Here is a 23,314-nt window from a genome sequence, read left to right as displayed (position 1 = left end):
GGGGATGGGGTTGGTGCCGGCGGAGGGCGGGGTGTTCGGGGCGCTGACGGTGGCGGAGAACCTGGGGTTGGCCGGGGACGGGGACGGTCGGGGGGAGGTCCTGGAGTTGTTTCCGGAGCTGGTGCCGTTGTGGGGCCGCAGGGCCGGGGAGTTGTCGGGCGGGCAGCAGCAACTGGTGGCGGTGGGGCGGGCGTTGGCGGCGCGGCCGCGGCTTCTGCTACTGGACGAGCCGGAGCGCGGCCTGGCGCCGGCCGTCGCGGCGAGGCTGCACGGGTATCTGCTGGCGCGGGCGGCGGCCGGGCGGACGGTGGTGCTGGCCTCGCAGGCCGTACCGCGCACGCTGGGGGGCGCGGCGGTGGTCTACGGGCTGCACCGGGGTGAGGTGGTGTTCCGCGGGGAGCCCGGGGAGTTGGCCGCGGGAGGGCAGCTGGTGCCGAGGTCGGACGGGTGAAGGACTGCGCTCCTGGCGTCGGCCGTAGCGGCGCGGTTGCGGGGTGGAGGTACACGGTGGGCTCCCTTCTGAGGTGCCCCCACAATGAACCCCGAACGCCCCTTCGCACATGTCCCGTTCGGCCCATCCTGAGCAGCGAAAACGCCTGTGCCCCCTGCCGATCGGCAGGGGGCACACAGGCGAACAGAGCACACAGGCACCACAGGCAGCACAGGCAGCACAGGCGGCACGCCCGTCAGGCGGAGGCGGCACCCCACAGGTACGGCGTCGTCGACGTCAGCCGCGCGAAGCCGAGGCGCTGGAGGATCGGCCGGCTCTGGTCGCTCGCGTCCACCTGGAGGTAGCGGTAGCCCAGTTCGGCCGCCTGCCGCGCCCGGTGGGCGACCAGGGCGCGGTAGATCCCCCGCCCGCGCCACTCGGGCACCGTGCCGCCGCCCCAGAGCCCGGCGAACTCGGTGCCCGGGACGAACTCCATCCGGGCCGAGCACACCGGCCGGTCGCCCGCCATCGCGACGACCATGCTGACGGTCTCGGAGTTCTGCTCCAGCTGGTCCAGCAGCCGCTGCCGCAGCGCGGGCTTGGGCGTGCCGAATGCCGACTCGGCGGCCTCGATCAGCAGGTCGAGCCCGGCCTCGTCCGTCACCGGCCGCAGCCGGACGCCCTCGGGCAGGACGGCGTCGGTGGGCAGTTCGTGGACGTCGGCCACCATCACCGCCTCCTCGTCCTCGGCCGTGAACCCGGCGGCGAGCAGCCGTTCTCCCAGGTCGGCGGGCCGGTCGTGGGCGTAGGTCTTCCACTCGAAGTCGAGCCCCAGGGCGGTGAAGTGGCCGATCTGCGCCGCGATCGCGGCGTCCGCGCCCGCCTCGTCGAGGTCCGACCAGAGGACGCCGTTCCAGTCGTGCGGGGCGCCGACCTGCCGGATGACGGCGCCGTCCCGCTCGATGCGGGTGCTGTCGCTGTCGGGCCGGGCCTCCAGTCGGAGGCGGCGGTCGAAGAGGGCGAGTACGGTGTCGTGATCCATCCGCCCAGTTCAACACGGGTGCCGCAGCGCGGGCCATCGTATTTCAGACGGTGAGGACGATCTTGCCGCGCACGTGTCCCTCCTCGCTGATCCGGTGCGCCTCGGCGGCCTCGGCCAGCGGCAGCACCCGGTGCAGCGGCAGCCGCAGCGTCCCCGCCTCGTGCAGCGCCAGCGCGGCGGCGTACGCCCGGCGGTGCTGCGGCTCGTCCTCCGCGCCGGTGAAGCGCACGCCCTCGGCGGGCGCCGCCGGGTTGGCGATGCTGAGGACCCGCTGCGCGTCGCCCGTCAGCTCGACGGACAGGGCCAGCTCCCCGCCCCGGCCGGACGCGTCCAGCGCGCGGTCGACCCGCCCGCCCGGGGCCGCCGCCCGCACCCGCTCCGCCAGGCCCTCCCCGTACGTCACCGGGATCGCGCCCAGTTCGCGCAGGTAGGCGTGGTTGGCCTCGCTCGCCGTGCCGACGACGGTGATCCCGCGCGCCCGGGCGAACTGCAGCAGCAGCGTGCCGACGCCGCCGGACGCGCCGTGCACCAGCAGCGTCTCACCGGCCTTGGCGCCGAGGATGCCGAGGACGCGCTCGGCGGTCTCGCCCGCCACCGGGATGCCCGCGGCCTCCTCCCAGCTCAGCGTGGCGGGCTTGGGGGCCAGCCAGGAAGCCTCGACCAGCGCGTGCTGGGCGTAGCCGCCGCCCATCAGCGCGCCGAACACCTCGTCGCCGGGGGCGAACTCCGTCACACCCTCGCCGACCTCGGCGACCACGCCGGACAGCTCGTAGCCGGGCACGGCGGGGAAGGTGACCGGGAAGAAGCCGTCCAGCTCGCCGCTGCGCAGCTTGTGGTCCAGCGGGTTCACGCCCACGGCGCGGACCTCCACCCGGACCTGGCCGGGGCCGGGGGCGGGCAGGTCGAGGTCGACGGGGCGCAGCACGTCCGGGCCGCCGTACTCGGGGAAGGCGATCGCCTTGGTCATGGGAACTCCTCGGTTCGTAAGGAAGTTGGGGAAGTCGCTGTCTTCGTCGTGTTCCATCCTGGTCCGCCGGGGCACGGGAACCGGCCCGCCTTTCGGACGGTTGCGCCCCTCCGAACGGCCAGGCGGGTGGCCGGGCGTGCGGGATAGGCTCGACGCCATGGACGTGACCCGGCAGCAGCCCCAGGGCGAGACCCTCGGCGAGACCATCGACGACACCCTCGGCGAGGCCCGGCGCAGGTACTGGGGCCGGCCCGAGGACGTGCTGGACCGGGCGCTGGACGTGCTGAACACGCCCCGGCCGGGCCTGCTGCCCCGGCTGTCCGACGTACTCGGCACCCTCGTCCCGCATGTGGCGCTCGCTCAGGTGAGCCATGTCTGCAGCTACTCCCCCACGGCGGCCCACGGCCCCTCCGCGCTGACCGACGCCGTCAGCGGCCTGGAGCTGGCCGGGTTGGGCGAGCTCGCCGCCGAGGAGACCGCCGCCGGGCGGCCCTGGCAGGGCGAGGCCCTGCTGGTCGGCCGGCTCCGGCCGGTGCTGGTGGTCGCCGCCACTCCGAGCAGCGGCGCGGGCGCGCTGCTGGTGCTGGTGCTGGCCGACGCCCGGCCGGTGCCGCCCGAGGCGCTCGCGCTGCTGCAGCGCCTGTGGGCGGTGCTCGTCGCCCATTTCGACCACCGCGCCACCGATGCCACGCCCGACCAGTCGGCGAAGTCCCGCGCGGCCGCCACCGCCCGGGCCCGGGCGATCGCCGAGCTCACCGGCGCCCACAGCGCCGCGCTCACGGCGATCCTCGCCCCGCTGCGCTCGGCGGGCCTCGACGACGCCGCCGCCCGCCGCGCCGCCACCGATCTCGCCGTCACCGCCCTGCTGGACCTGCGCCGCACCGCCGAGTTGGACCGTTCCCTCAGCGAGGAGCCGGCCGACGCCGCGTTCGCCCGCCTCACCGAGGAGCTGCGCCCGCTGCTGCGCCACACCCGGGTCCGCCTCGACGTGGCGCCGGCGGCGGAGACGGGCCGTTCCGTGCCCGCCGAGGTCGCCCACACCGCCCGGGAGGCCGTGCGGGCGGCGGTGCTGGTGATGCTCGAGCAGGAGGAGCTGACCCGGGTGCACGTGGGCTGGCGGTTCGTCGGCGACGCCCTGCGCGCGGTGGTCCGCGACGACGGGCCGGGGCTGCTGCCCGCCGACGCCCTCGACGTCCACCGCACGGCCGACCGGATCACGGTCCTGGGCGGCCGCTGCGCCGTCGAGGCCGTGCCGGGCTGGGGCAGCACCGTCACCGTCGACCTGCCCCTCTCCCTGCCCGAACCGGCGCCCGCCGCCGACCCGTTGGAGGGCCTGCACCCCCGCGAGCGGGAGGTCCTGCAGGAGCTGGCCCGGGGGCGGCGCAACCGGGACATCGCCGAGGCGCTGCACATCAGCGAGTCGACGGTGAAGTTCCATGTGGCCAACATCCTGGGCAAGTTGGGCGTCTCCACCCGGGGCGAGGCCGCCGCGCTGGCCCACCGCGCGGGCCTTCCGGCGAACGTCGCGCCGCTGCACGTGGCCTCGTAGGAGTAGCAGGAGCAGGAACAGGAGCAGGAACAGGAGCAGGAGAGTGAGTGCCGTGAGCGGGCCCGCCGAGCCGGCGACCACCTGGGACCCGTCCGCCCCCGGGGTGCTGCGGCTGCCGTCGGGGCGGCTGGTGCGCGGGCGCGGGCTGCGGCGCCCGCTGCCGCAGGGGCCCCAACCGGCCTTCGGGTTCTACCTGCTGGGGCGCGACCCGGGGCCGATGCCGTGGCCGAGGCGCTGGGTGCGCTGGCCGGACTTCCGGCTGCCGACCGACCGGGCGGATGCCGCCGAGGCGTTCCGGCAGGCGTGGGAGCGCTGCGCCGTGGAGCGGGTCGAGGTGGCCTGCGCCGGAGGGAAGGGACGGACGGGGACGGCGCTCGCCTGCCTCGCGATCCTCGACGGCGTGCCGCCCGGCGAGGCGGTGGCGTACGTACGGGCGCACTACCAGGCGCACGCCGTCGAGACTCCGTGGCAGCGCAGATTCGTGGCGCGCTACCGCTGAGCGCCGTGTGCGCCCCCTCGCCACCACCGCCGATTCCAAGTTCACCTGGCCGTCGGCCAGTTGTCATTGACATGCCCCGAACTCCCCCGTGACGCTTGACCGATGGGCCGGTTCGCGGCCGATCGAGGCGCTGCGGAGGGGTGGTGGCGTGACGCCGTCGGGAGAGGTCGGCCCCCGGGCGCTCGACGCGGCGATCCTGCGGGTACGCGGCCGGGCCGGATACCCGGTGGGCGTCGGGTTCCTGGTCACCGGGGAGTTGGCGCTGACCTGCGCCCACGTGGTCACCACCGCCCTCGCGCTCGCCCCCGGCGAGGCGCCCGGCCCGGACGCGCGCCTCAGCCTCGACCTGCCGCTGCTGCCGGACGGCTCCGCGCACACCGCCACCGTCGAGCGGTGGGCGCCGGAGCGGGACGCGGCCCTGCTGCGCCTGGCCCAACCCCCGGCGGGCGCACGGCCCGTACGGCTGGTGGAAGCCTCCGACGTCTGGGACCACGAGGCCCGCGCCTTCGGCTTCCCCGCCCACCACGGGAGCGGGGTGTGGCACGCCGGGAGGCTGCGGGGCCGCCAGGCGGACGGGCTGGTGCAGCTGGACATCGACCGCGGCGGCGGCTACCAGGTCGCCCCCGGGTTCAGCGGCGGCCCGGTCTGGGACGAGCGGCTGGTCGGCGTCGTCGGCATGATGGCCGCCGCCGAATCCGGCGCCACGGCCGCGAGCTTCCTCATCCCGACCGCCGAACTCCTGCGCGCCTGGCCGGACCTGCGCGAGCTCGCCCTGCCGCCCTCGCCCTTCCGCAGCCTGCGCGCCTTCCAGGAGGACGACGCCGACCTGTTCTTCGGCCGCGACGAGGAGTCCGAGAAGCTCGTCCGGTCGCTGCGCCGCTCCCGGTGGGTGACGGTGGTCGGCGCCTCCGGCTCCGGAAAGTCCTCCCTCGCCCTGGCCGGGGTCGTCCCGCGCTGGCGCCGCGCCGACGGCCTGGCCGTGGTGCTGCGCCCGGGCGGCGGCAGCAGCCCGCTGTCCGCGCTCGCCGGGGCGCTGCTGCCGCTGCTGGAGCCCGAACTCCCGCCGACCCGGCGGCTCGAGCGGCTCGGCCCGTTCACCGCCTTCCTGGCCACGCCGGGCGGACTCGCCGAGGTGATGGGCCAGTTGGCGCAATTGCACGGGCGGCGGCGCGGACTGCTCGTGGTGGTCGACCAGTTCGAGGAGCTGTTCGCGCGCGGCGAGGAGGCCGTGGACGAGCTGGCCGGGGTGCTGTTCGGCGCCGAACTCCCCCATTCGGTGCGGGTGCTGACCACTCTGCGGGCCGACTTCCTGGAGTCCTTCCTCCAGCACCGCCGCCTCGGGCAGCTCTTCCACCCCGACCCCGGGAGCGGCGAAGAGGACCACGAGAGCCTCCTCCTGGGCCCGATGAGCCGGGAGCAGCTGCGCGAGGTCGTCACCGCGCCGGTCGCCGCCGTCGGCTCCGTCGCCTACCAGCCTCACCTCGTCGAGAGCATCCTCGACGACGCCACCGCCGAGGCGGGCGCGCTGCCGCTGCTCGGCTTCACCCTGGAACAGCTGTGGCAGGGCCAGCGCGGCGGCGTGATGAGCCTGGAGGCGTACGAGGAACTCGGCGGCGTCGGCGGGGCGTTGAGTGCCTACGCCGAGCGGGCGTGGCAGGAGAACGTCCGCCCCGCCGACCACGACGCGGCCCGCCGGCTGTTCACCCAGCTCGTCCGCGTGCCCCTCGGCTCCGCCGGCGCCACCCGGCGCACCGTCCCGCGCACGGACCTGGGCGAGGAGGAGTGGCGGATCGCCCAACAGCTCGCCACCACCCGGCTGTTGGTCACCGGCAGCCTCGCCGAGGGCACGGAGACCGTCGAACTCGCCCACGACGCCCTGATCACCCACTGGCCCCGGCTGGCCCAGTGGGTGGCGGAGGACCGCGCGTTCCTGGACTGGCGGGAGTCGCTGCGGCACGACCGCGACCGGTGGAAGGCGGCGGACAAGCCTCCCGAACTCCTGCCCACCGACGTCACCCTGGCCGCCTCGCAGCGCTGGGACGAGGAGCGCAAGGGGTATCTGACGCCGGAGGAGCGGGACTTCCTGCGGCGGGGAATGCGCCACCGCCGGTCGCGCCGCAGGCGCCGTACGGCGGTGGCGGCGGTGCTGTGCGTGCTGACGCTGGTGGCGGGGGCGGTCAGCGTCGTGTCCTGGCAGCTGCGGGACGAGGCGGCGCGGCGCACGGCCGTCGTGCACTCCGCGAGTCTCGCCAACGACGCGGCGGCGCTGGTGCACAGCGACCCGGGGGTGGCGGCGCAACTGGCCGTCGCGGCGTACCGGTTGTCACCGACGAAGGAGGCCGCGAGCCAGCTGTACGCCACGCTCCAGACGCCCCTGGACCGGGTGATCGCGAACACCGGGCACGTGATCAAGCGCGTCGCGGCGCAGCAGGACGGGCCGCTCGCGGCGGCCACCGACGCGACCGGGGCGCTGCGCCTCTGGGACCTCGGCAACCCCACCGACCCGGTCCTCGACGCGACCCTCCAGCTGGACCGGCCCTCCGCGATCGCCTTCCTCCCGCACCGCCCGCTGCTGGCCGCCCGGTGCGCGAAGGGGCACGGCCTGTGCCTGTGGGACCTGGCCGATCCCCGCAAGCCCGTCATCACGGCCCCGCTGCCCAACCCCGACCGGGCCCCCACCGGCGACATGTCCACCACCGCGCTGGCCACCGACGCGGACGGCCGCCTCCTGGCCGCCACCGACCAGGCCGGTTACACCACGCTGTGGTCGGTGGCCGACCAGTCGCACCCGCGGCTGGTCACGGTCCTGGCCAACCCGGGCAAGGAGAGGGCCGCCCTGGCCGGAGTGGTGCTCACCCCGGACGGCCGCCGGCTCGCCCAGACGGCCTTCGGCGGCTCGACGACCGTCTGGGACATCTCCGCCACCCCGCCGAAGCGGACGCTCGAGATCCCGGACGGTTTCGACGCGGCGGCCTTCAGCCCCGACGGCGGCATGCTCGCCACCGCCGGTTCCGGCGTGGTGAAGCTGTGGCGGCTGAGCGACCCCGGCGCGCCCGCGTCCGTCGAGGTCGGCCAGCCGTGGGTCGACCTCACCAATCCGCTCGCCGTCTCCTTCAGCCCCGACGGCCGGGAGTTGGCGATCGGCGGGATCGACAGCAGCAGGCCGAAGGGCGCGCTGTGCCTGGCGAGCGTCGTGCAGCCGAACTGGAACGCGACGCAGCCGCTGTCCCGCAGGTGCACCCACGCCTCCTTCGACACCAGCACGCTGGCGTACACGGCCTCCGGCGCGATCGTGAGCGGTGACTCGGACGGCGGGGTCAGGCTCTGGCGCCAGCCGCTGCGCCGCTTCGGCCCGTTGGACAACTACCCGTCCGGGGGCTGGGCCCTGAGCCGGGACGACCGGCTGCTGGTCGCGTCGACGGCGCCGCCCCCGTCGTCGGTGGACCCCGGCAAGACGCTCGGCGTCTGGGCCCTCGACCGGCCCGACTCCAGGGGGCCGGTCGCGACGCTCGACCTCACGGAATCCCCGCAGTACGTCGCCTTCGTCACCGCGACCGTCCTGCTGACCGTCGCCCACGACGGCACGGTCACGCTCTGGGACCTGCGCGACCCGGAGCATCCGACGTCCACCTCACCGGGCAGGGCCCAGTTCCCCACCTATCACACGGATATCGGCGACTCCATCATCTCCGCCGGGGTCAGCATCTCGGAGAGGGATCCCGGGAAGCCGCTGCTGGGGGTCCAGTACGGAGGGCGCTTGCACGTGCTCTCGGTCTCGGACTCGGCCACGACCCGTGAACTGGGCTCGCTCCCGCTCGCCGATCCGGCCCACGACACGACCGCCGTCGTCGACTCCCGGACGGTCGTGGTCATCGAGTCGACCTCCCTCGTCTGGTGGGACATCACCGATCCGTCGCAGCCGGTGCGGACCGGCGCCTCCGCGCTGGGCGAAGGGAAACCGCGAGGGTTCACCGTCTCCAACTCGGGGGTCGTGACCTCGACCATGGGCGAGCTGGACGGCGGGCGGCTCACGGTGCACTCCGCCGACGGAGGCCGGGTGCGCAGTTCGGCCCAACTGCCCGGACGGGTGGGAAGCACCATCGAGTCCGGCGACGCGGGACGCCTGCTCGCCGCCACCGGCCCCGACGACGGCGGCATCACGCTCTGGGACCTCACGGACCGCGCCCATCCGCGCCCCCGGGGAGCCGCACTCACCAAGCCGGGCGTCGACAAGGCCATCTTCAACAGCGCCGAGACGATGCTCGCCGACTGGCGGCAGGACTTCCGCACCCAGGACATCCAGCTGTGGGACGTGACCGGCTCCGGCCCTCCCGCGCCCGTCGGAACACTCGCGCCGCTGAGCGAGGGCGAGACCGGCTCACCGGTCGCCGCGTTCGCCCACTCCGGCGACCGGCTCCTCGTCCTGATCTCAGGCTCCGCCCGCTTCTACGAGACCGACCCCGCCAAGCTCGCCGACCGCCTCTGCACCTACACCGGCAGCAGCGTCACCGAGGAGCAGTGGCAGCAGTACGCCCCCGGCATCCCGTACCACCGCCCCTGCCCGTAACGAGGGGACGGCGAAGCGTCGCCTCACCGGATCAGACGCCGCGTCAGGACGGCTTCGCAGGCAGCGAGTTGGGCGTCCGGGACGTCATCGTGGCCGCCCGGGTTGGCGTGCAGGGTCTTCACCGGGGAGGCGAACGCGCCGTAGAGGTCGAGGGCGGTGGCGCGGGGGACGAAGGCGTCGTCCCACTGGACCAGGAACTCCACCGGCACCGTGACCCGGCCCGCCGCCTCGGTCAGGGAAGCGCCGCCCGTCAGTCCGAACACGGCCGCGGTGAGCCGGGGTTCGGCCGCCGCGAGCGTGATGCCGGCGCCGGAGGCCAGCGACAGTCCCCAGTAGCCGACGGGGCCGAGGCCCTCGCCCTCCTGCGCCGCCGCGTCCAGCACGGCCGCCCACTCGGAGGCGGCCCGCTCCGCGAGCCCGGCGCTGTGCCGCACCACCCAGGCGCTGACCGGGCGGCCCGCCAGCAGCAACTCCCCGACCTCGCCCGCGAACCGCTGGTCGGCGGCCGTCCGCGGGCGCTCCCCGTGCCCGGGCGCGTCCAGGGCGACGGCCGCGAACCCCGCCGCGACGAAGCGCCGGGCCCGCGCGACCAGGCCGGCGCCGAGCTTGTGCTGCCCACCGCCGTGCGCCAGCAGCACCAGCGGCCGCTCCACCGGCGCCGCGCCGACGGGCCGCCACAGGACTCCGGGCACGTCGCCGCAGGTGAAGCGGCCCTCCGCCACCCCGTCCGAGACCGTCCGCTCGCCGAACTCCACGATGACTCCCCCTTCGACGTGTCCTCCACCCACCCGAACAAGCGCCCACGCACCGTACCCCCTGCCACCTCGCGACCGCCCCCGGCCCCCGTCGACGGGCGGCTTCGGGCGCATCGCATCGCGGAGGACGAGGAGCCGCGGGCGCTCTGCCGCACCGTCCCGTCCCGCCCGGCGTGGGCCGGAAGGCACGGCCCGGTGATCCCGCGGCGCGCCCCCGGCCGTGGCACTGGGCAGGGCCCGGCGGATTCGGAGTAAGCGCTTTCCCGCGCACCTGGGCTCTATAGGGGCGAGGAGGTGCTCATGGGAGATTCGAAGATCGGCCGGGACGAGGAGTTCCAGGCGTTCATCACCGCATGCTGGCCACGGCTGCTGCGAACGGCCTACCTGCTGGCCGGTGAACAGTACGCGGCCGAGGACCTCGTCCAGTCCGCTGCCGAGAAGGCGTGCGCGGCCTGGTCGAGGGTGCGGCGGGCGGACGATCCGCACGCGTACGTGCGGCGCATCCTGGTGAACCAGTTCGCGCGCCGCACCCGGCGCCGGCTGCCGGAGCTGCTGGTGTCGGCGGTGCCGGACAGGGCGTCGGCGGAGGACGGCTTCGCGCGCTCGGACCAGCGCGGGGCGCTGCTCACCGCGCTGGCGACGCTGCCGCCGCGCCAACGGCAGGCGGTGGTGCTGCGGCACTGGGAGGACCTGAGCGACAGCCAGGCCGCGGCGGCGATGGGCTGCTCGGCGGGCGCGGTGCGCAGCCACGCGGCGAAGGGCATCGCCAAACTCCGCCAGGTGACGACGCTGGTGGAACTCAAGAACACGACCCACATCGGAGGTGCGGTATGACCGGGAACGACGCGCAGGACAGGGACATCTGGCTGGGTCTGGGCCTGGCGGAGGCGGCCTCCGAGGCGAAGGTCGGCCCGGTGCCGATGGCGGACATCATGGCGGGCGGCCGCCGCATCCGGCGCCGCCGCCGTACGGTGGTCGGCGCGCTGGCGCTGGCCTCGGCGGTGGCGCTGGGCGGCGGCGCGCTGACGCAGCTGCACCCGGCCCCGGTGGCCACGGCGGCGGGCGGCCCGGGCACTGCGGCGGCGCTCGGCCCGGCGGCCGCACCGGCGACGGCGACGACCCCCGCCGCGAAGGACCCGCTCAAGCCGCAACGGGTGCTGCTCGCGGAGGGCACCACGGACGGCAAGTCGTGGAAGGTGTGGCGGGCGCTGTGGCCGCTCGCGCCCAAGGAGCGGGCGTACGAGCAGGCGCTGGCGGTCTGGCAGGAGCGCAGCGCGTACACCCCGGACGTGAGCAAGCCGACCGAGGCGTTCGTCCAGCAGTACTGGCAGCCCGGTAACGACGTGACGAACGACTACGTCGAGGTGGACGGCGTGCGCCAGGGCCACGACGGCCAGGGCGTCACCCCCGCGGCCGGGCACCTCCTGCCGGAGATGGCGGCCCAGTCGACGTTCGGCGGCGGCATGCTCGGCCACTGGAGCAAGGACGACCCGGGCCCGTTCTTCCCGGCTGAGATCGGTATGGTCGACCTCGGGCCGACCGTCGACAAGGTGGTCGTCACCTGGTCCGACGGTACGAAGACCGAGCCGAAGCCGGTGACGGTCGGCGACTCCCCGATCCGGGTGATCGCCATGGGCCGGCCCCAGGACAAGCGGGCGACGCTCTGGCAGTTCTTCGACCGCGACGGCAAGAAGGTCCCCAACGACGGCACCACGCTGTTCCGCTGACAGCGGCGCCACGTGCCGACCGGGCGCCGGCCCCCGCCCCCTGCGGGGCCGGCGCCCTGCCCGTCGTACCTACTCCTGCTCCGCGTCCGACGCGGGCACGTACCGGGCCGCGAGCAGCCGGGCCATCGTGCGCAGCCGCTCGAAGTAGGGGCGGCCCTCCGGGTCGGTGATCTGCGGCACCACCGTTTCGAGTTCGGCCCCGCAGGTGCGCAGCGCGGCGAGGTCGGGGTGGTCGAGGCCCCGGTTGAGTTCGCTCCTGACCAGGCCCGCGACCGCGAAGTCCAGGTACACCAGGTCCACGCCGTCGATCTCCACGCGCCGCAGGCCGTCGGGGAACGGCAGCGGCAGGTGCTGCTCCCAGAGTTCGGCCAGTTCGACGTCCGAGGGGGTGGCGGCGGGCAGTGTGGTCTTCATCCCTCCAGTGTCCCGGCCGCGGCGGCCCGGCGCCAAACACATTCGCCCTGCGTCGCCGACCTGCTCCTTCGGGCCTGGCCCCCGGCCCTACGCGTCGAGGACCAGGCGGGCGGCCGCCTCCGCGCCGTCCGTGCGGACCAGGGCCGCCACCTCGCGCGCCCGGTCGCGGACCGGTGCGGCGAGGGCCGTGTCGAGGGCGGCGGCGAGGGAGTCGACGGTCGCGGTCGGCCCGTCGTGGGCCGCGCCGAGGCCGAGTTCGGCGACGCGGCGCGCCCAGTACGGCTGGTCGACGATCTGCGGCACGACGACCTGCGGTGTGCCGGCGATCGTGGCGGCGGTGGTGGTGCCGGCGCCGCCGTGGTGGACGAGGGCGGCGCAACGCGGGAACAGCGCCTGCTGGTTGACCTCGCCGACGACGTGGCAGTCCGCCGCGCCGTCCGCGCCGGTGAGCCCGGCCCAGCCCCGGGCGAGGACGATCCGCCGGCCCTGGGCGCGTGCGGCGGCGATGGCGACCTCGGCGGCGTCCGGGGCTCCGGGCAGCGGCATGCTGCCGTAGCCGACGTACACCGGTGCCTCGCCCGCGTCGAGGAACGCCGACAGCCCGTCGGGCAGCGGGCGTTCGTCCGGCAGCAGCCAGGCGCCGGTCTGCCGGACGGCGGGCTCCGGGGCCTGCGGCCAGGGGTCGAGGACGGGGTCGGTGGCGAGCCAGGGGCTCTCGCCGTTCACGTGGTCGCGGACGTTGTCGACGGCCGCGAGCCCGGCGGCGGCCCGTGCGGTGTTGACCGCCTCGCCGAACAGGGTGTTCATGGTGCCGATGTTGAGGTCCCACAGCTGCTGGACGTCGGTGACCTCCGGCGGGTAGGGCAGCATCGGGTACTCGAAGGGCCGGTGGTGGGGGGAGGGCAGCGCGGTCGGCTGGAGCGCGGCGTGGTGGAAGCGGGCGCCCGCCCGCTCGGCCGCCGCCTGCGCGCCGGCCACGGTGGGGAACAGTCCGGTGGCGACCACCACGTCGCCCGGCCCGGCCAGCGAGGAGACGGCCTCCCGGAACCGGGCGGCCAGCACCGCCGCCCGGGTCTGGATGTCGCCCTTCACCGGCAGTCGCCCGGTCACCAGGGCCCGTACGGACTCGCCGACCGGCACCGTCTCCACGCCGAGCGCCCCGAGCGAGCGCGCGTGCTCCTCGTCGGGCGGCGCGCACACGGTCACCGGCACGCCGTGGGCCCGCAGCCGCAGCGCGAGCGCGGCCAGGGGCTGGACGTCGCCGCGCGAGCCGTACGTGGAAAGGATCACCTGCATGTCGTGGGTCTCCGCAATCTTCGGGTTTTGCCGTCGAGTTGCAGATTCTGACCGCTCAGGGGGGCCTTGCGGCAAGACCCCCCGTGCGCTATACGTTGAGAGTGGCGAGGAGTGGGTGCACCTCCTTCGCCCTTCTCCCGGGCGGGCCGGACGGGCAGCCCGTCCTGTCGATCGGCCCCCGGCGCCGGCCCCGCGCCGTCAGCCGTCCAGGAAGCCGGTGAGCAGCTTGCGGACGGCGGCCGGTTCGTCGATCCAGGGCCAGTGCCCGCAGCCGGGCAGCACCTCCAGCCGCGCGGCCGGGTAGGCCGAGGCGACGCGGCGGGCCGTCCCGGTGCCGGCCACCCCGTCCTCGGCGCCGGCGATCACCAGCACCGGGTGGGGCAGGGCGGCCCGGCGGGCGCTCTCCCGGACCGGGTCGGGGCGGACGTAGAACGCCTCGCGCAGCCAGGACGGCGGCTGCGGGTAGGCGGCGTCGGCCTCGAAGTGGCGGCGGGCCGCCTCCGTCCACCGGCCGTAGAGCCAGGGCTCGGCCCCGGCCGCCAACGCCTCGGCGGCGCCCGGCTCCTGGTCCCGGCGCGCCCGTATCGCCTCCACCTCGGCCTGGTCGATCTCCCGGGCGACCAGGCCCGCGGGGGTGATCAGGACGAGGCGGCCCACCCGCTGGGGATGGTCGGCGGCGTACGCCTGGACGGTGAGGGAGCCCGCGGAGTGCCCGAGCAGGTCCAGGCGCTCCGCGCCCAGGTGGAGCCTCAGCGCCTCGAGGTCGCGGGACTGCTCGGGGAAGGCGCAAGTGGCCCGGTCCGCGGGCGTTTCGGAACGCCCGGCGGCCCGGGCGTCCAGCGTCACGAGGGTACGGCTGTCGGCCAGCCACCCGAGCTCGGCGAGGTCCCGGACGTCCGCGCCGGGCCCGCCGGCCAGGCAGACCAGCACCGGGCCGCTGCCCGCCACCGTGTAGTGCAGCGTCGTTCCGTCGTGGGAGGTGAAGTGAGGCATCCGCCCATCCTGGCAGACGCGTTCGCGCCGCGAGGAGCCGAAAGGCAGACCCCTAGACGTCGAAGCCCGTGGCCCGGGAGTGCTTCTCCCAGGCGAGGACGTCCTCGCGGACCTGGTCGAGGTGGCCGAGGACGCCGCTGACGCCGTCCTCGCCGAGCGGCAGCCGCAGCGGGGTGTGCTCCGCATCCAGCGCGGCCAGGATGACCGCGGCGGCCTTCCGCGGGTCGCCGGGCTGGGAGCCGTCCCCGCCGGAGACGAGGGCGCGGGTCTCGGCGACCCGGGAGTAGAGCCCGCTGTCCCCGCTGGCCCCGGCGCGGCCGGTGTCGAACAGCGAGGTCCGGAAGGCGCCCGGCTCCACGATCAGCACCTTGATGCCGAACTCGCGCACCTCGTCGGCGAGCGCCTCGGAGATGCCCTCCAGTGCGAACTTCGTTCCGCTGTAGGCGCCGAAGCCCGCGAAGGACAGCTGCCCGCCCACGCTGCTCATCTGCACGATCGCGCCCGAGCGCCGCTCCCGCATGTGCGGCAGCACCGCCCGGGTGAGGGCCGCCGGGCCGAAGACGTGCACCTCGAAGAGGGCGCGCAGTTCCGCGTCCGAGGTCTCCTCGACGGCGCCGACGTGCGTGCGGCCCGCGTTGTTGACCAGCACGTCGATCCGCCCGTGCCGGGCCAGGACGTCCTGGACGGCGCCCTCGACCGCGGCGGTGTCGGTGACGTCCAGGCGCAGCGCCTCCACCTGGTCGGGGTGGGCGGCCCGCAGGTCGTCCAGGGAGCGCGGGTTGCGGGCCGCGCCGATCACCACGTCACCGGCGGCGACGGCCGCCTCCGCGATCGCCCGTCCGAATCCGCTGCTCGCCCCGGTGACCAGCCACACCTTGTTCACGGCAACTCCCTTTGCTGTGGTATCTCCTGACGCCGATCATGCTGGCGCCCGATCGCCTTGCCCGTCCAAGACCCGTGGTGATAGCCAACGGTCATGACCATGGACGTCCACGGGCGCGACCTGCGCTACTTCCTCGCCGTCGCCGAGGAGCTGCACTTCACCCGCGCCGCCGAGCGGCTGTACGTGTCGCAGCCCGCGCTCAGCAAGCAGATCCGGGCGCTGGAGCGGCGGTTGGGCGCGGAGCTGTTCCGCCGCGACCGGCACGCGGTGGCGCTGACGGCCGCCGGTGCGGCCCTGCTGCCGCACGCGGGCCGGGTGCTGGCCGCCTGGGAGGAGGGCGCGGCGGCGGTGGAGGCGGCCAAGGCGGAGCAGCGCAGCACGCTGGTGGTGGGCATGAGCACCAGTCCGGCCCGCGGGGGCCTGCTCCCGGCCGTCCGCTCCCGCTTCGGCGCCGAGCACCCGCAGGCCGTCACCCGGCTGCGGCAGGTGAGTTGGGAGGACCCGACGGCCGGTCTGGCGCAGGGCCTGGTGGACGTCGCGTTCGTCTGGCTGCCGTTGCCGGACGAGGAGCGCTACGGCTGGACGGTGGTCGCCGAGGAGCCCCGCCTGCTGGCCCTGCCGACGGCGCACCCGCTGGCCGCCCGCGCCGAGATCGACTTCGCGGACCTGCTCGACGAGCCGTTCCTCGCCCTGCCCCCGAGCGCGGGCCCGCTGCGCGACCACTGGCTGGCCCTGGAGGCCCGGGGCGGCCGCCCGCCGCGCATCGGCGCCGAGATCGCGGGCACGGAGGAGACGTACGAGGCGCTGATCGCGGGCCTGGGCGTCTGCCTGGTGGCGGAGGGCAACGCGGCGCTGCTCACCCTGGGCGGGGTCGTCACCCGCCCGGTCCGGGGCGTGGGCCGCAGCCGCTACGCCCTGGCCTGGCGCCGGGAGGACGGGGAGCGGCCGCTGGTGCGGGCGTACGCGCGGGCGTGCGGGGCCACGGTCGGCGAATGAGGGACCCCCTGGCCGAATCCTTGGGCCTGAGCACGGCGGCGATGAAGTCACGTCTGCACCGGGCCCGTTCGGTGGGCTCGGTCAGCGCCGTCAGCGTGCCGGAGCGGAGGGGCTGAGCCGGTGGGGCATGTTCCACCCCTCGGCGAGGGCCGAGGGGTGGACGGTGCTCCGGCGCGGAGGCCGTCACCCGGGTGACGGCCTCCGGCAGGTGTCAGCCCTGCGAGTAACCGCCGTAGGCGAGGGAGGAGTTCACGCTGGTGCAGTAGGCGTAGCTCCACCAGTCCTTGACGCCGGGGACGAGCCACTGTCCCCAGACGGTGACGCCGTTCTGGCACATGGCCCAGGCCCGGTACCAGCTGGCGCCGTCGTTGCTCGTACAGCGGGCGCCGAAGGTGTTGCTGTCCTGCCACGTCTCGCAGGAGAGGGTGCTGGTGGTGGCCGCGGAGGCCGGGGTGGCGGTGAGGCCGCCGACCACGAGCGTGGCCGCGGCGGCGGTGGCGACGGCGAAGGAGCGCAACTTGGGCATCGGATTCCCTCTTCAGGTGTGACGGGAGTGGTGCGTGTGCTTCCTGGTCGAACGGTAAGCGAGCCTACGAACCGATCGCGGGGCGGCCTAGGCGAATTCCGGCCACTGTCCGTACACGGCCCGGCAGTTGCCCTACTGTCGTGCCCGCCCGAGATCGCTCGCGTCAGCCCGTCCGAGGAGCCCCATGGCCGACACCGTCACCTCCCTCGCCTCCCACCTGCACGGGATCCTGGTCGCGGACCTGAGCAACCCGGTGGCCGCCGCGATACCCGGGCAGGGCGCGTTCGCCAACCTCGCGCGGTCCGTCCTCGGCGCGCCGCAGGGCATGGACGTGGCGGCCGGGTTCCGGGACGTGATCGCCCGTGCCTCCGTCCTCGGGCCGGACGCGGCCTGGCTGGTGGCCGCCGGGCACAGCGGGCTCTCGGGGCTGGCGTTCAAGGCGCAGCAGACCGACGCGATGCTGTACCACCTCGACCAGGCCGTCACGTACGGGTTCAACGACTGCCTCGCCCTCCACTCCCCGCCGATGCGCGCCTTCCACCAGGACCCCCGCTTCCGGGCGAGCTACCAGCGCATTCGCATCACCCTCGCCGACCTCGACGAGGTCACCTGGGCGCACCGGGAGCTCCTGCTCATGTCGCGCGACGCGAGTCGGGCGGCCGTCGACAACGTCGGGCGCCGCGACACCGGGATCTCGCCTCTCCCCCAGGCGCCGCTGCCCACCCGGGTGCCCGACACCCCCGGTGTGCTGATCACCCGGGTCGAACTCTCCGCCGCGCAGACCGCGTTGCAGCGGGCGGCGATCAAGGCCGAGACCGGTCGGGCCTCCGGCAACGTCTCGCTCAGCCTCGTCAGCGACGACTGGGACCACGCGGGCGCCCGCCGGGACGCCTGGCGCGCCGACGAACTCGAGACCCACCGCCAACAGGCCGCCGCGGGACGGGCGTTCGTGGAGCGCCCGGGGGTGAGCACGCTGGTGATCCCGTGCCCGCCGCTCGGCTCGCTGGCCTACCCGGCGGGCTGAGCGGGGCGGGACTCCCCCGTGCGGGCGAGGCGGTGAATCACCGGCGTCGGCGATCCGCGACCAGGCGGGCGCTCGGCAGGATCTTCCCTGTCGAAGCCGAGGCCGAAACCGAGGCCGAAGTCGAAGCCTGAAGTTGAAGCCTGAAGTTGAAGTCGAAGCCTGAAGTCAGCGCCCCGCCAAGGAGACCAGCCGCCGTGAACCGCCGCCGCACCGCCCGCCTCGCCACCGTCCTGCTCGCCGCCGCCTCCTCCCTGCTCCCGCTCTCCGCGCCGGCGTTCGCCGCCGAAGCCTCCACCGGGGCCTCCTCCGCAGCCTCCACCGGCGTCACCGACCGGGCCGCGCTGCAGAAGGCGCTGGACGAGGTGGTCGCGGACGGCGTGCCCGGGGCGATCGTCGAGGTGCGGGACGCCCACGGCGTCTTCCGTACGGGCAGCGGCGTCGCCGACCTGGCGAACCGACGCCCCGCCAAGGCCGGGGAGCGGTTCCGGGCGGGCAGCGTCACCAAGAGCTTCGTCTCCACCGTCGTCCTGCAGCTGGTCGACGAGGGCCGCCTCGGCCTGGACGACCCGATCGAGAACGAGCTGCCGGGCCTGGTCCCGAACGGCGAGCACATCACCGTGCGCCAACTGCTCGGCCACACCAGCGGCCTGTACGACTTCACCGACGAGCTGCGCCGTCGCCCCGACCCGATCCGCAGCACGCGGACCGCCACCTACACCCCGCTCGAGCTGGTCGCGATGTCCACCGCGCACGGCCCGCTGTTCGAGCCCGGCACCTCCTGGTCGTACAGCAACACCAACTACACCGTCCTCGGCCTGATGGTCGAGCGCCTGACCGGCCGCCCGCTCGGCGAGGAGATCAGCCGCCGCATCGTGCGCCCGCTGCACCTGACGAACACCTACTTCGCCACCACCGCCGAGCTCACCGGCCCCCACCTGAACGGCTACGAGTGGCTGGACGGCCCGAACGCCGCCCCCACCGACCTGACCGTCTTCAATCCCGCCATCCTCTGGGGCTCCGGCACGATGGTCTCCACCACCGCCGACCTCGACCGCTTCTACCGCGCCCTCCTCGGCGGCGACCTCCTGCCCGCCGACCTGCTCGCCCAGATGCGGGCCGGGCGCACCATCGACACCGACGGCCGCGCCTACGGCCTGGGCCTGGAGTCCCGCACCTACTGCCCCGGCACCCCCGCCTGGGGCCACAGCGGCAGCGTCCCCGGCTACGAGACGTTCAGCTTCACCACGGCGGACGGGAAGCGGCAGATCACCCTCTCCCTCAACCGCAACCTCACCAACACCCCGCAGACCGACGCCGCGATCAACCGCGTCCTCACCGCGGGCCTGTGCTCCTAGGGCCTGTCGTCAGACGCCGGGGCTGGCCCTAAGCAGGCCGGGCCGGGCCGCGCAGGGGGAGGGTGCGGCTGTAGACGACGCTGGTGGTGGTGCTGCCGAAGCCGGCGAGTTCGTCGACGAGGGTTTCCAGGTGTTCCATCGAGGTGGCGGCGATCTTGAGCGTGTAGCAGTCGTCGCCGGTGGTGCGCAGGCACTCGAGGATCTCGCGGCGTTCGGCGAGCAGGCGGCGCAGCGGGTCGTGGCGGTTGCCGGGGTACTTGAGGCGGATGACGGCGAGGACGGGGTAGCCGACCTTCGAGAGGTCGACGGTGGCGTGGTAGCCGGTGATGACCCCGGCGGACTCCAGGTTCCTCACCCGTTCGGTGGTGGCGGAGGGGCTGAGGCTGACGCGTCGGCCCAGCTCGCTGAGGGAGATCCGGGCCTCCTGCTGGAGCTGTTCGACGATCGCCCAGTCGGTGTCGTCGAGGATCGGGGAGGGGGCCTGGGAGGGGGCCTGGGAGGGATTCACGGTCATGGCGCGAATCTACCGGGGAATCCCCTGCATGACACCGCCATCACCGGGAGGAATCCGTTCCATCCGCCATGATCACGGGGATAGCCTCCTCGGCATGCACCTTGGCGTCAACGTTCCGAACTTCGGGCCCGGCACCGACCCCGGCCTGCTGCGCGACTGGGCGCGGGTGGTGGAGGGGCTCGGCTACGACCTGCTCATGCTCTCCGACCACGTCGCGATCACCCCGGACGTGGCGGTGCGCTACCCGGAGCCGTTCTACGAGCCGTTCACCGCGCTGTCCTGGCTGGCCGGCGTCACCGACACGATCCGGCTCGGCACGACCGTCCTGATCGTCCCCTACCGGCACCCGCTGCTGATCGCACGGATGGCGGGCAACCTGCAGCGCCTCAGCGGGGGCCGGCTCGTCCTCGGGGTGGGCGTCGGCTGGGCGCGGCAGGAGTTCGAAGCGCTCGGCGTGCCGTACGCCCGGCGCGGGCGGATCACGGACGAGCACCTCACCGCCGTCCAGGACGCGTGGTCCGAGGAGGCGGGCCTGCCGCACGTCCCGATCTGGGTGGGCGGGCACAGTGCGGCGGCCCTGCGGCGGGTCGCGCAGTTCGGCGACGCCTGGCACCCGCTGCGGCTGTCGCTGGAGCGGATGCGCGAGATCCTGGCCGAGCACGAGCTGCCGGGGTTCGCGCCGCGCCTCGCGTTCCGGCTCACCGACGCCCCGGTGGACGACCCGGAGCGGCCCGCCGGCGTCGGCAGCCTCGAGCAGGTCCTCACCGACCTGCACCGGCTGCGCGAACTCGGCGCCTCCACCGTCGTCCTCGACCCGTACCACGGCGACCCCGACGAGACCCTTCGGCCCGAGCGGCCCTGGCGGGACCTCGCCGAGGTGGCCGCCCACTGGAAGGCAGCATCGTGATCACCACCGCCGACGAGATCCTCCTGCGCCGCGCCGTCGCCGTCGCGGCCGCCGCCATCGACGAGGGCGACGCCCCGTACGGCTCGCTGCTCGCCGCGGCGGACGGCACCATCCTCGCCGAGGCCCACAACACCGTGCGGCGCGACGACGACATCACCGCCCACCCCGAGCTCAAGCTCGCCCGCTGGGCCGCCCGCGTCCTCGCCCCGGGCGCGGCCGCCTCCGTGACGATGTACACCAGCTGCCAGCCCTGCGGCATGTGCGAAGGGGCGCTGGTGCGTTCGGGCATCGGGCGGGTGGTGTACGCGCTGGCGACGGAGCAACTCGTCGCTCTGAACCCGGAGTCGGGCGCCTGGCCGGAGGTGGTGCGGGAAGGGCCCGCGCTGTTCGAGGAGGCTCGGGTGCCCATTGAGCGGTACTACCAGGGGAGTTGACGTCCTCTGCCGTGGTCCCGCCCTCCGGAGGGGAAGGGCGGGGCGTCAGCCCGCAGGTTCGCCCGGTGCGCCCGGTGCGCCGAGGGCGGCGCGGGCGAGCCGGGTGACGGCCGGGACGGCGGCCTCGAGGGATTCGCGGGCCTCGAGGGCTTCGGGGGCCTCGCGGGAGGGGTCGCCAGGGGCGGCCGACGGGGTTTCGGACGCGAGGGCGTCGAAGGTTTCGAAGGAGGTCAGGATGTACAGCAGTGCGGCGGCATCGGAGGGGGCGTCGGGCAGTCGGCCGGCGAGGACGGAGGCGCCCTGGCGGCGGCGGGCGTCGCGCTCGGCGATGACCCGGCCCACCTCCTCGTCGAGGGCGCCGAGGGCGCGCAGCCGGCGGGTGCAGGCCGGGTCGACCGACCAGAAGCCGGCCATCACCTCGACGAAACGGTCCACCGCCGTCCAGGGGTCGGGGCGCCCGAACGCCTCGGCGAGGCGGGCCATGCCGCCCTCGGCGGCAAGGGCGTCGCAGAGGGCCTCCAGGAGCCCCACCCTGGACTTGTACTGGTAGTAGACGGTCGCGCGGGCGACGTCGGCGCGGCGGGCGACAGCGTCGAGGGAGAGGGCCCCGCTCTCGGTGAGCTGGGCCCTCGCGGCCGCGACGATCCGGGCCCTGGTCTCGTCGACCTCGGCCTGCCGCTGTCCCATCCGGTACGACCGGGGGCTCATTCCGTCCTCCTCCGCCCTGCCACCACGTGTGCGTTCTGCGTCGGAAGTATCCCCGATCGCGCCATGGAGGCGCGTCACGGCCGATGGTGCGCGATCAGACGATGACCCGGCCGCCGCTGACATCCAGGGTCTGGCCGGTGATCCAGGAGGACGCGTCGGAGGCCAGGAAGAGCGTGGCCTCGGCGATGTCCTCGGGCTCCCCGAGCCGCCCGAGCGGGTGCGCGGCGGCCACGGCCGCCTGCACCTCGGGCGGCATCCGCTCGGCGGTGATCTCCGTACGGACGGCGCCGGGCGCGATCGCGTTGACCCGCACGCCCCGTCCGGCGACCTCCAGGGCCAGGTGGCGGGTGAACATCAGCACCCCCGCCTTGGCGGCCGCGTAGGCGGCGGAGGAGCCGCCGGGCAGTCGGCCGGCCGTCGAGGCCATGGTGACGATCGAGCCGGTGCCGCGTTCCAGCAGGCCCGGCAGGAACGCGTGGACGGTGAGGAAGGTGGCGTGGAGGTTGCCGTCCACCACCGAGCGCCAGTGCTCCTCCGTCTCCCGGACGGTGGGCACGGGGTAGCCGTTGCCCCCGGCGAAGGCGGCTAGGACGTCGACCGGGCCGAGCTCGCCCTCGATCCGCTCGACGGCGGCGGCGAGCGCCGCCGCGTCGGTGCAGTCGGCGACCAGGCCGAGGGCCTTCGATACCCCGGGCCCCCCGGGGTTCCGGGGCTCCCCGAGTTCGTGCAGTTCGGCGGCGACGGCGGTGAGCGCCGCCTCGTCGCGGCCGAGGACGGCGACGATCGCTCCCTGGCGGGCGAAGGCGCGTGCGGTCTCCGCGCCGATGCCCCGGCTTCCCCCGGTGATGACGACGACCTTGCCGGCCAGGTCGGTGTGCTGGATTCCCATGTCCGTTCGCTCCTTCGGGCTTGCGCTGGCTGTCCGCTGCTGGTTCCCTGTGGTGCAACTGATTCATTCATACAGTGCGTCTGAATGAATCACAAGCCATGCAGACCACCGCAGGAGGACACGATGAAGATCGCCGTCGTCGGCGCCACCGGACGCACCGGCCGCCTGGTCGTCGACCTCGCCCTCGCCGCCGGACACACCGTCACGGCTGTCGCCCGCGACCCCGCCAAGGTCCCGGCCTTCACCCACGGCACCCCGCTCACCGCCCGCGCCGACGTCGGCCGACCGGGCTCCCTGCACGAGGCACTGGCCGGACAGGACGCCGTCGTCGCCGCGCTCGGCACGGCCGGGCGCGGAGCGACCACCGTCTTCTCCGACGGCGCGCGGGAGCTGACCGCCGCCTGCGCCTCGGGCGGCGCCCGGCACCTGGTCGCGATGAGCTCGGCCGGACTGGACACCTCCCGACTGCCCTTCGCCCAGCGGCTGGTGACCACCCTCGTCGTCGACCGGCTGTACCGGGAGATCCACCACGACCTCGCCCGGATGGAGGCCCTGCTCGCGAAGTCCGACACCCCGTGGACGGTCGTGCGCGTGCCCATGCTCAAGGACGGGCCCGCGTCCGCCCGCCCGCAGGTCGCGTACGACCGCCCGCTCCCCCGCGCGGGCACCGCCGCCCGCGCCACGGTGGCCGCGTGGATCCTCGGCCACCTGGGCGACGAGGAGACGTTCGGGAGGCTGGTCCACCTCTCCGACGGGTGATCAAGCGCAAACTCCGCGCCCTGGCCGAAGTCCCGCGCTGAGCACGGTTGCCGCCGCCCCCACCACTCCGGGCACTACGG

At 74.8% G+C, this 23,314-nt stretch carries 23 protein-coding genes; 12 read left to right on the top strand and 11 right to left on the bottom strand.

The genetic code is table 11. The features are described 5' to 3' along the window. The coding region (locus IH61_RS49950; RefSeq protein ID WP_037972853.1) for an ATP-binding cassette domain-containing protein at positions 1–451 on the top strand (451 nt) is incomplete at its 5' end. A 235-nt stretch (positions 452–686) separates the two neighbouring features. Here IH61_RS49950 and IH61_RS0116180 read toward each other — a convergent pair. Together IH61_RS0116180 and IH61_RS0116175 are read right to left on the bottom strand one after the other, a co-directional pair. Next, on the bottom strand, positions 687–1,472 hold the full coding sequence (locus IH61_RS0116180; RefSeq protein WP_031070191.1) for a GNAT family N-acetyltransferase: 786 nt from the start codon (positions 1,470–1,472) through the stop codon (positions 687–689). 43 nt (positions 1,473–1,515) lie between these two features. Beyond that, on the bottom strand, positions 1,516–2,439 hold the full coding sequence (locus tag IH61_RS0116175) for an NADP-dependent oxidoreductase (RefSeq protein ID WP_031070189.1): 924 nt from the start codon (positions 2,437–2,439) through the stop codon (positions 1,516–1,518). 157 nt (positions 2,440–2,596) lie between these two features. On the opposite strand from IH61_RS0116175, the gene IH61_RS0116170 reads away from it, so the two are divergent. The 3 genes from IH61_RS0116170 (at position 2,597) to IH61_RS42905 (ending at position 9,054) form a co-directional block, all read left to right on the top strand. Then, positions 2,597–3,988 carry a helix-turn-helix transcriptional regulator gene (locus IH61_RS0116170; RefSeq protein ID WP_078911143.1) on the top strand — a complete coding sequence of 464 codons (1,392 nt, stop codon included), beginning with the start codon at positions 2,597–2,599 and terminating at the stop codon, positions 3,986–3,988. A gap of 43 nt (positions 3,989–4,031) precedes the next feature. Further along, entirely contained in the window at positions 4,032–4,487 is a 456-nt protein-coding gene (locus IH61_RS0116165; protein ID WP_234327198.1) for a protein-tyrosine phosphatase family protein, read from the top strand. A 148-nt stretch (positions 4,488–4,635) separates the two neighbouring features. Beyond that, on the top strand, positions 4,636–9,054 hold the full coding sequence (locus tag IH61_RS42905; protein WP_051837174.1) for a trypsin-like peptidase domain-containing protein: 4,419 nt from the start codon (positions 4,636–4,638) through the stop codon (positions 9,052–9,054). Positions 9,055–9,077: 23 nt separating this feature from the next. Here the strand turns inward: IH61_RS42905 and IH61_RS0116155 are convergent, their stop codons facing one another. Next, positions 9,078–9,809 (bottom strand): alpha/beta hydrolase, encoded by a 732-nt coding sequence (locus IH61_RS0116155; protein ID WP_031070181.1) that lies wholly within the window; start codon positions 9,807–9,809, stop codon positions 9,078–9,080. A 300-nt stretch (positions 9,810–10,109) separates the two neighbouring features. Between IH61_RS0116155 and IH61_RS0116150 the strand changes: the two genes are divergently transcribed. Then, complete coding sequence (locus IH61_RS0116150; RefSeq protein ID WP_031070179.1) at positions 10,110–10,643, top strand: SigE family RNA polymerase sigma factor; 534 nt, start codon at positions 10,110–10,112, stop codon at positions 10,641–10,643. After that, the gene (locus IH61_RS0116145; protein WP_031070177.1) at positions 10,640–11,536 is read left to right on the top strand and encodes a hypothetical protein; all 897 of its coding nucleotides are present in this window, start codon (positions 10,640–10,642) and stop codon (positions 11,534–11,536) included. Before IH61_RS0116150 ends, IH61_RS0116145 begins: the two co-directional genes overlap by 4 nt. A gap of 69 nt (positions 11,537–11,605) precedes the next feature. Here IH61_RS0116145 and IH61_RS0116140 read toward each other — a convergent pair whose 3' ends face one another. The 4 genes from IH61_RS0116140 to IH61_RS0116120 form a co-directional block, all read right to left on the bottom strand. Then, positions 11,606–11,950, bottom strand: a complete 345-nt coding sequence (locus tag IH61_RS0116140) for a hypothetical protein (RefSeq protein ID WP_051837173.1) — start codon at positions 11,948–11,950, stop codon at positions 11,606–11,608. Between the two features lie 87 nt (positions 11,951–12,037). Further along, positions 12,038–13,246: a glycosyltransferase gene (locus tag IH61_RS0116135; RefSeq protein ID WP_031070174.1), complete on the bottom strand. Its 1,209-nt coding sequence runs from the start codon at positions 13,244–13,246 to the stop codon at positions 12,038–12,040. 198 nt (positions 13,247–13,444) lie between these two features. Then, a complete protein-coding gene (locus tag IH61_RS0116125) occupies positions 13,445–14,239 on the bottom strand; it encodes an alpha/beta fold hydrolase (protein WP_031070172.1) in 795 nt (264 codons plus the stop codon). Between the two features lie 52 nt (positions 14,240–14,291). Next, positions 14,292–15,122, bottom strand: a complete 831-nt coding sequence (locus IH61_RS0116120; RefSeq protein ID WP_031070170.1) for an oxidoreductase — start codon at positions 15,120–15,122, stop codon at positions 14,292–14,294. A gap of 93 nt (positions 15,123–15,215) precedes the next feature. On the opposite strand from IH61_RS0116120, the gene IH61_RS0116115 reads away from it, so the two are divergent. After that, on the top strand, positions 15,216–16,118 hold the full coding sequence (locus IH61_RS0116115) for a LysR family transcriptional regulator (protein ID WP_031070168.1): 903 nt from the start codon (positions 15,216–15,218) through the stop codon (positions 16,116–16,118). A 211-nt stretch (positions 16,119–16,329) separates the two neighbouring features. Here the strand turns inward: IH61_RS0116115 and IH61_RS0116110 are convergent, their stop codons facing one another. Continuing rightward, on the bottom strand, positions 16,330–16,644 hold the full coding sequence (locus tag IH61_RS0116110; RefSeq protein ID WP_031070165.1) for a hypothetical protein: 315 nt from the start codon (positions 16,642–16,644) through the stop codon (positions 16,330–16,332). Positions 16,645–16,828: 184 nt separating this feature from the next. Between IH61_RS0116110 and IH61_RS0116105 the strand changes: the two genes are divergently transcribed. Together IH61_RS0116105 and IH61_RS0116100 are read left to right on the top strand one after the other, a co-directional pair. Next, positions 16,829–17,668, top strand: coding sequence for a hypothetical protein (locus IH61_RS0116105; protein WP_031070164.1), 840 nt, complete (start codon positions 16,829–16,831; stop codon positions 17,666–17,668). 194 nt (positions 17,669–17,862) lie between these two features. Further along, a complete protein-coding gene (locus IH61_RS0116100; RefSeq protein ID WP_051837171.1) occupies positions 17,863–19,023 on the top strand; it encodes a serine hydrolase domain-containing protein in 1,161 nt (386 codons plus the stop codon). Between the two features lie 28 nt (positions 19,024–19,051). Here the strand turns inward: IH61_RS0116100 and IH61_RS0116095 are convergent, their stop codons facing one another. After that, complete coding sequence (locus tag IH61_RS0116095; protein WP_051837169.1) at positions 19,052–19,537, bottom strand: Lrp/AsnC family transcriptional regulator; 486 nt, start codon at positions 19,535–19,537, stop codon at positions 19,052–19,054. Positions 19,538–19,631: 94 nt separating this feature from the next. Here IH61_RS0116095 and IH61_RS0116090 point away from each other — a divergent pair, with 94 nt between their 5' ends. Then, entirely contained in the window at positions 19,632–20,444 is an 813-nt protein-coding gene (locus tag IH61_RS0116090; RefSeq protein ID WP_031070157.1) for an LLM class flavin-dependent oxidoreductase, read from the top strand. After that, entirely contained in the window at positions 20,441–20,878 is a 438-nt protein-coding gene (locus IH61_RS0116085) for a nucleoside deaminase (RefSeq protein WP_031070155.1), read from the top strand. The genes IH61_RS0116090 and IH61_RS0116085 overlap by 4 nt, the downstream gene beginning before the upstream one ends. Positions 20,879–20,923: 45 nt before the next feature. On the opposite strand, the gene IH61_RS0116080 is transcribed toward IH61_RS0116085, so the two are convergent. Together IH61_RS0116080 and IH61_RS0116075 are read right to left on the bottom strand one after the other, a co-directional pair. Beyond that, positions 20,924–21,586, bottom strand: a complete 663-nt coding sequence (locus IH61_RS0116080) for a TetR/AcrR family transcriptional regulator (RefSeq protein WP_051837167.1) — start codon at positions 21,584–21,586, stop codon at positions 20,924–20,926. A gap of 94 nt (positions 21,587–21,680) precedes the next feature. Beyond that, positions 21,681–22,475: an SDR family NAD(P)-dependent oxidoreductase gene (locus IH61_RS0116075; protein ID WP_031070152.1), complete on the bottom strand. Its 795-nt coding sequence runs from the start codon at positions 22,473–22,475 to the stop codon at positions 21,681–21,683. Between the two features lie 123 nt (positions 22,476–22,598). On the opposite strand from IH61_RS0116075, the gene IH61_RS0116070 reads away from it, so the two are divergent. Further along, positions 22,599–23,234 (top strand): NAD(P)-dependent oxidoreductase, encoded by a 636-nt coding sequence (locus IH61_RS0116070; RefSeq protein WP_051837165.1) that lies wholly within the window; start codon positions 22,599–22,601, stop codon positions 23,232–23,234. Positions 23,235–23,314 lie beyond the last annotated feature (80 nt).

This window comes from Streptomyces sp. NRRL WC-3742 (assembly GCF_000720635.1).
GTDB lineage: Bacteria > Actinomycetota > Actinomycetes > Streptomycetales > Streptomycetaceae > Kitasatospora.
Note: the sequence above shows the minus strand (reverse complement) of the source record. Positions and strands in the feature narration are given on the sequence as shown.

Excerpts from the sequence above, each read along its gene's own strand:
- IH61_RS0116150 (WP_031070179.1), top strand. The coding sequence starts at position 10,110 with ATGGGAGATTCGAAGATCGGCCGGGACGAGGAGTTCCAGGCGTTCATC.
- IH61_RS0116115 (WP_031070168.1), top strand. The coding sequence starts at position 15,216 with ATGACCATGGACGTCCACGGGCGCGACCTGCGCTACTTCCTCGCCGTC.
- IH61_RS0116140 (WP_051837173.1), bottom strand. The coding sequence starts at position 11,950 with ATGAAGACCACACTGCCCGCCGCCACCCCCTCGGACGTCGAACTGGCC.
- IH61_RS0116145 (WP_031070177.1), top strand. The coding sequence starts at position 10,640 with ATGACCGGGAACGACGCGCAGGACAGGGACATCTGGCTGGGTCTGGGC.
- IH61_RS0116180 (WP_031070191.1), bottom strand. The coding sequence starts at position 1,472 with ATGGATCACGACACCGTACTCGCCCTCTTCGACCGCCGCCTCCGACTG.
- IH61_RS0116170 (WP_078911143.1), top strand. The coding sequence starts at position 2,597 with ATGGACGTGACCCGGCAGCAGCCCCAGGGCGAGACCCTCGGCGAGACC.
- IH61_RS0116105 (WP_031070164.1), top strand. The coding sequence starts at position 16,829 with ATGGCCGACACCGTCACCTCCCTCGCCTCCCACCTGCACGGGATCCTG.
- IH61_RS0116070 (WP_051837165.1), top strand. The coding sequence starts at position 22,599 with ATGAAGATCGCCGTCGTCGGCGCCACCGGACGCACCGGCCGCCTGGTC.
- IH61_RS0116095 (WP_051837169.1), bottom strand. The coding sequence starts at position 19,537 with ATGACCGTGAATCCCTCCCAGGCCCCCTCCCAGGCCCCCTCCCCGATC.
- IH61_RS0116080 (WP_051837167.1), bottom strand. The coding sequence starts at position 21,586 with ATGAGCCCCCGGTCGTACCGGATGGGACAGCGGCAGGCCGAGGTCGAC.
- IH61_RS0116090 (WP_031070157.1), top strand. The coding sequence starts at position 19,632 with ATGCACCTTGGCGTCAACGTTCCGAACTTCGGGCCCGGCACCGACCCC.
- IH61_RS0116110 (WP_031070165.1), bottom strand. The coding sequence starts at position 16,644 with ATGCCCAAGTTGCGCTCCTTCGCCGTCGCCACCGCCGCCGCGGCCACG.
- IH61_RS0116175 (WP_031070189.1), bottom strand. The coding sequence starts at position 2,439 with ATGACCAAGGCGATCGCCTTCCCCGAGTACGGCGGCCCGGACGTGCTG.
- IH61_RS0116075 (WP_031070152.1), bottom strand. The coding sequence starts at position 22,475 with ATGGGAATCCAGCACACCGACCTGGCCGGCAAGGTCGTCGTCATCACC.
- IH61_RS0116135 (WP_031070174.1), bottom strand. The coding sequence starts at position 13,246 with ATGCAGGTGATCCTTTCCACGTACGGCTCGCGCGGCGACGTCCAGCCC.
- IH61_RS0116125 (WP_031070172.1), bottom strand. The coding sequence starts at position 14,239 with ATGCCTCACTTCACCTCCCACGACGGAACGACGCTGCACTACACGGTG.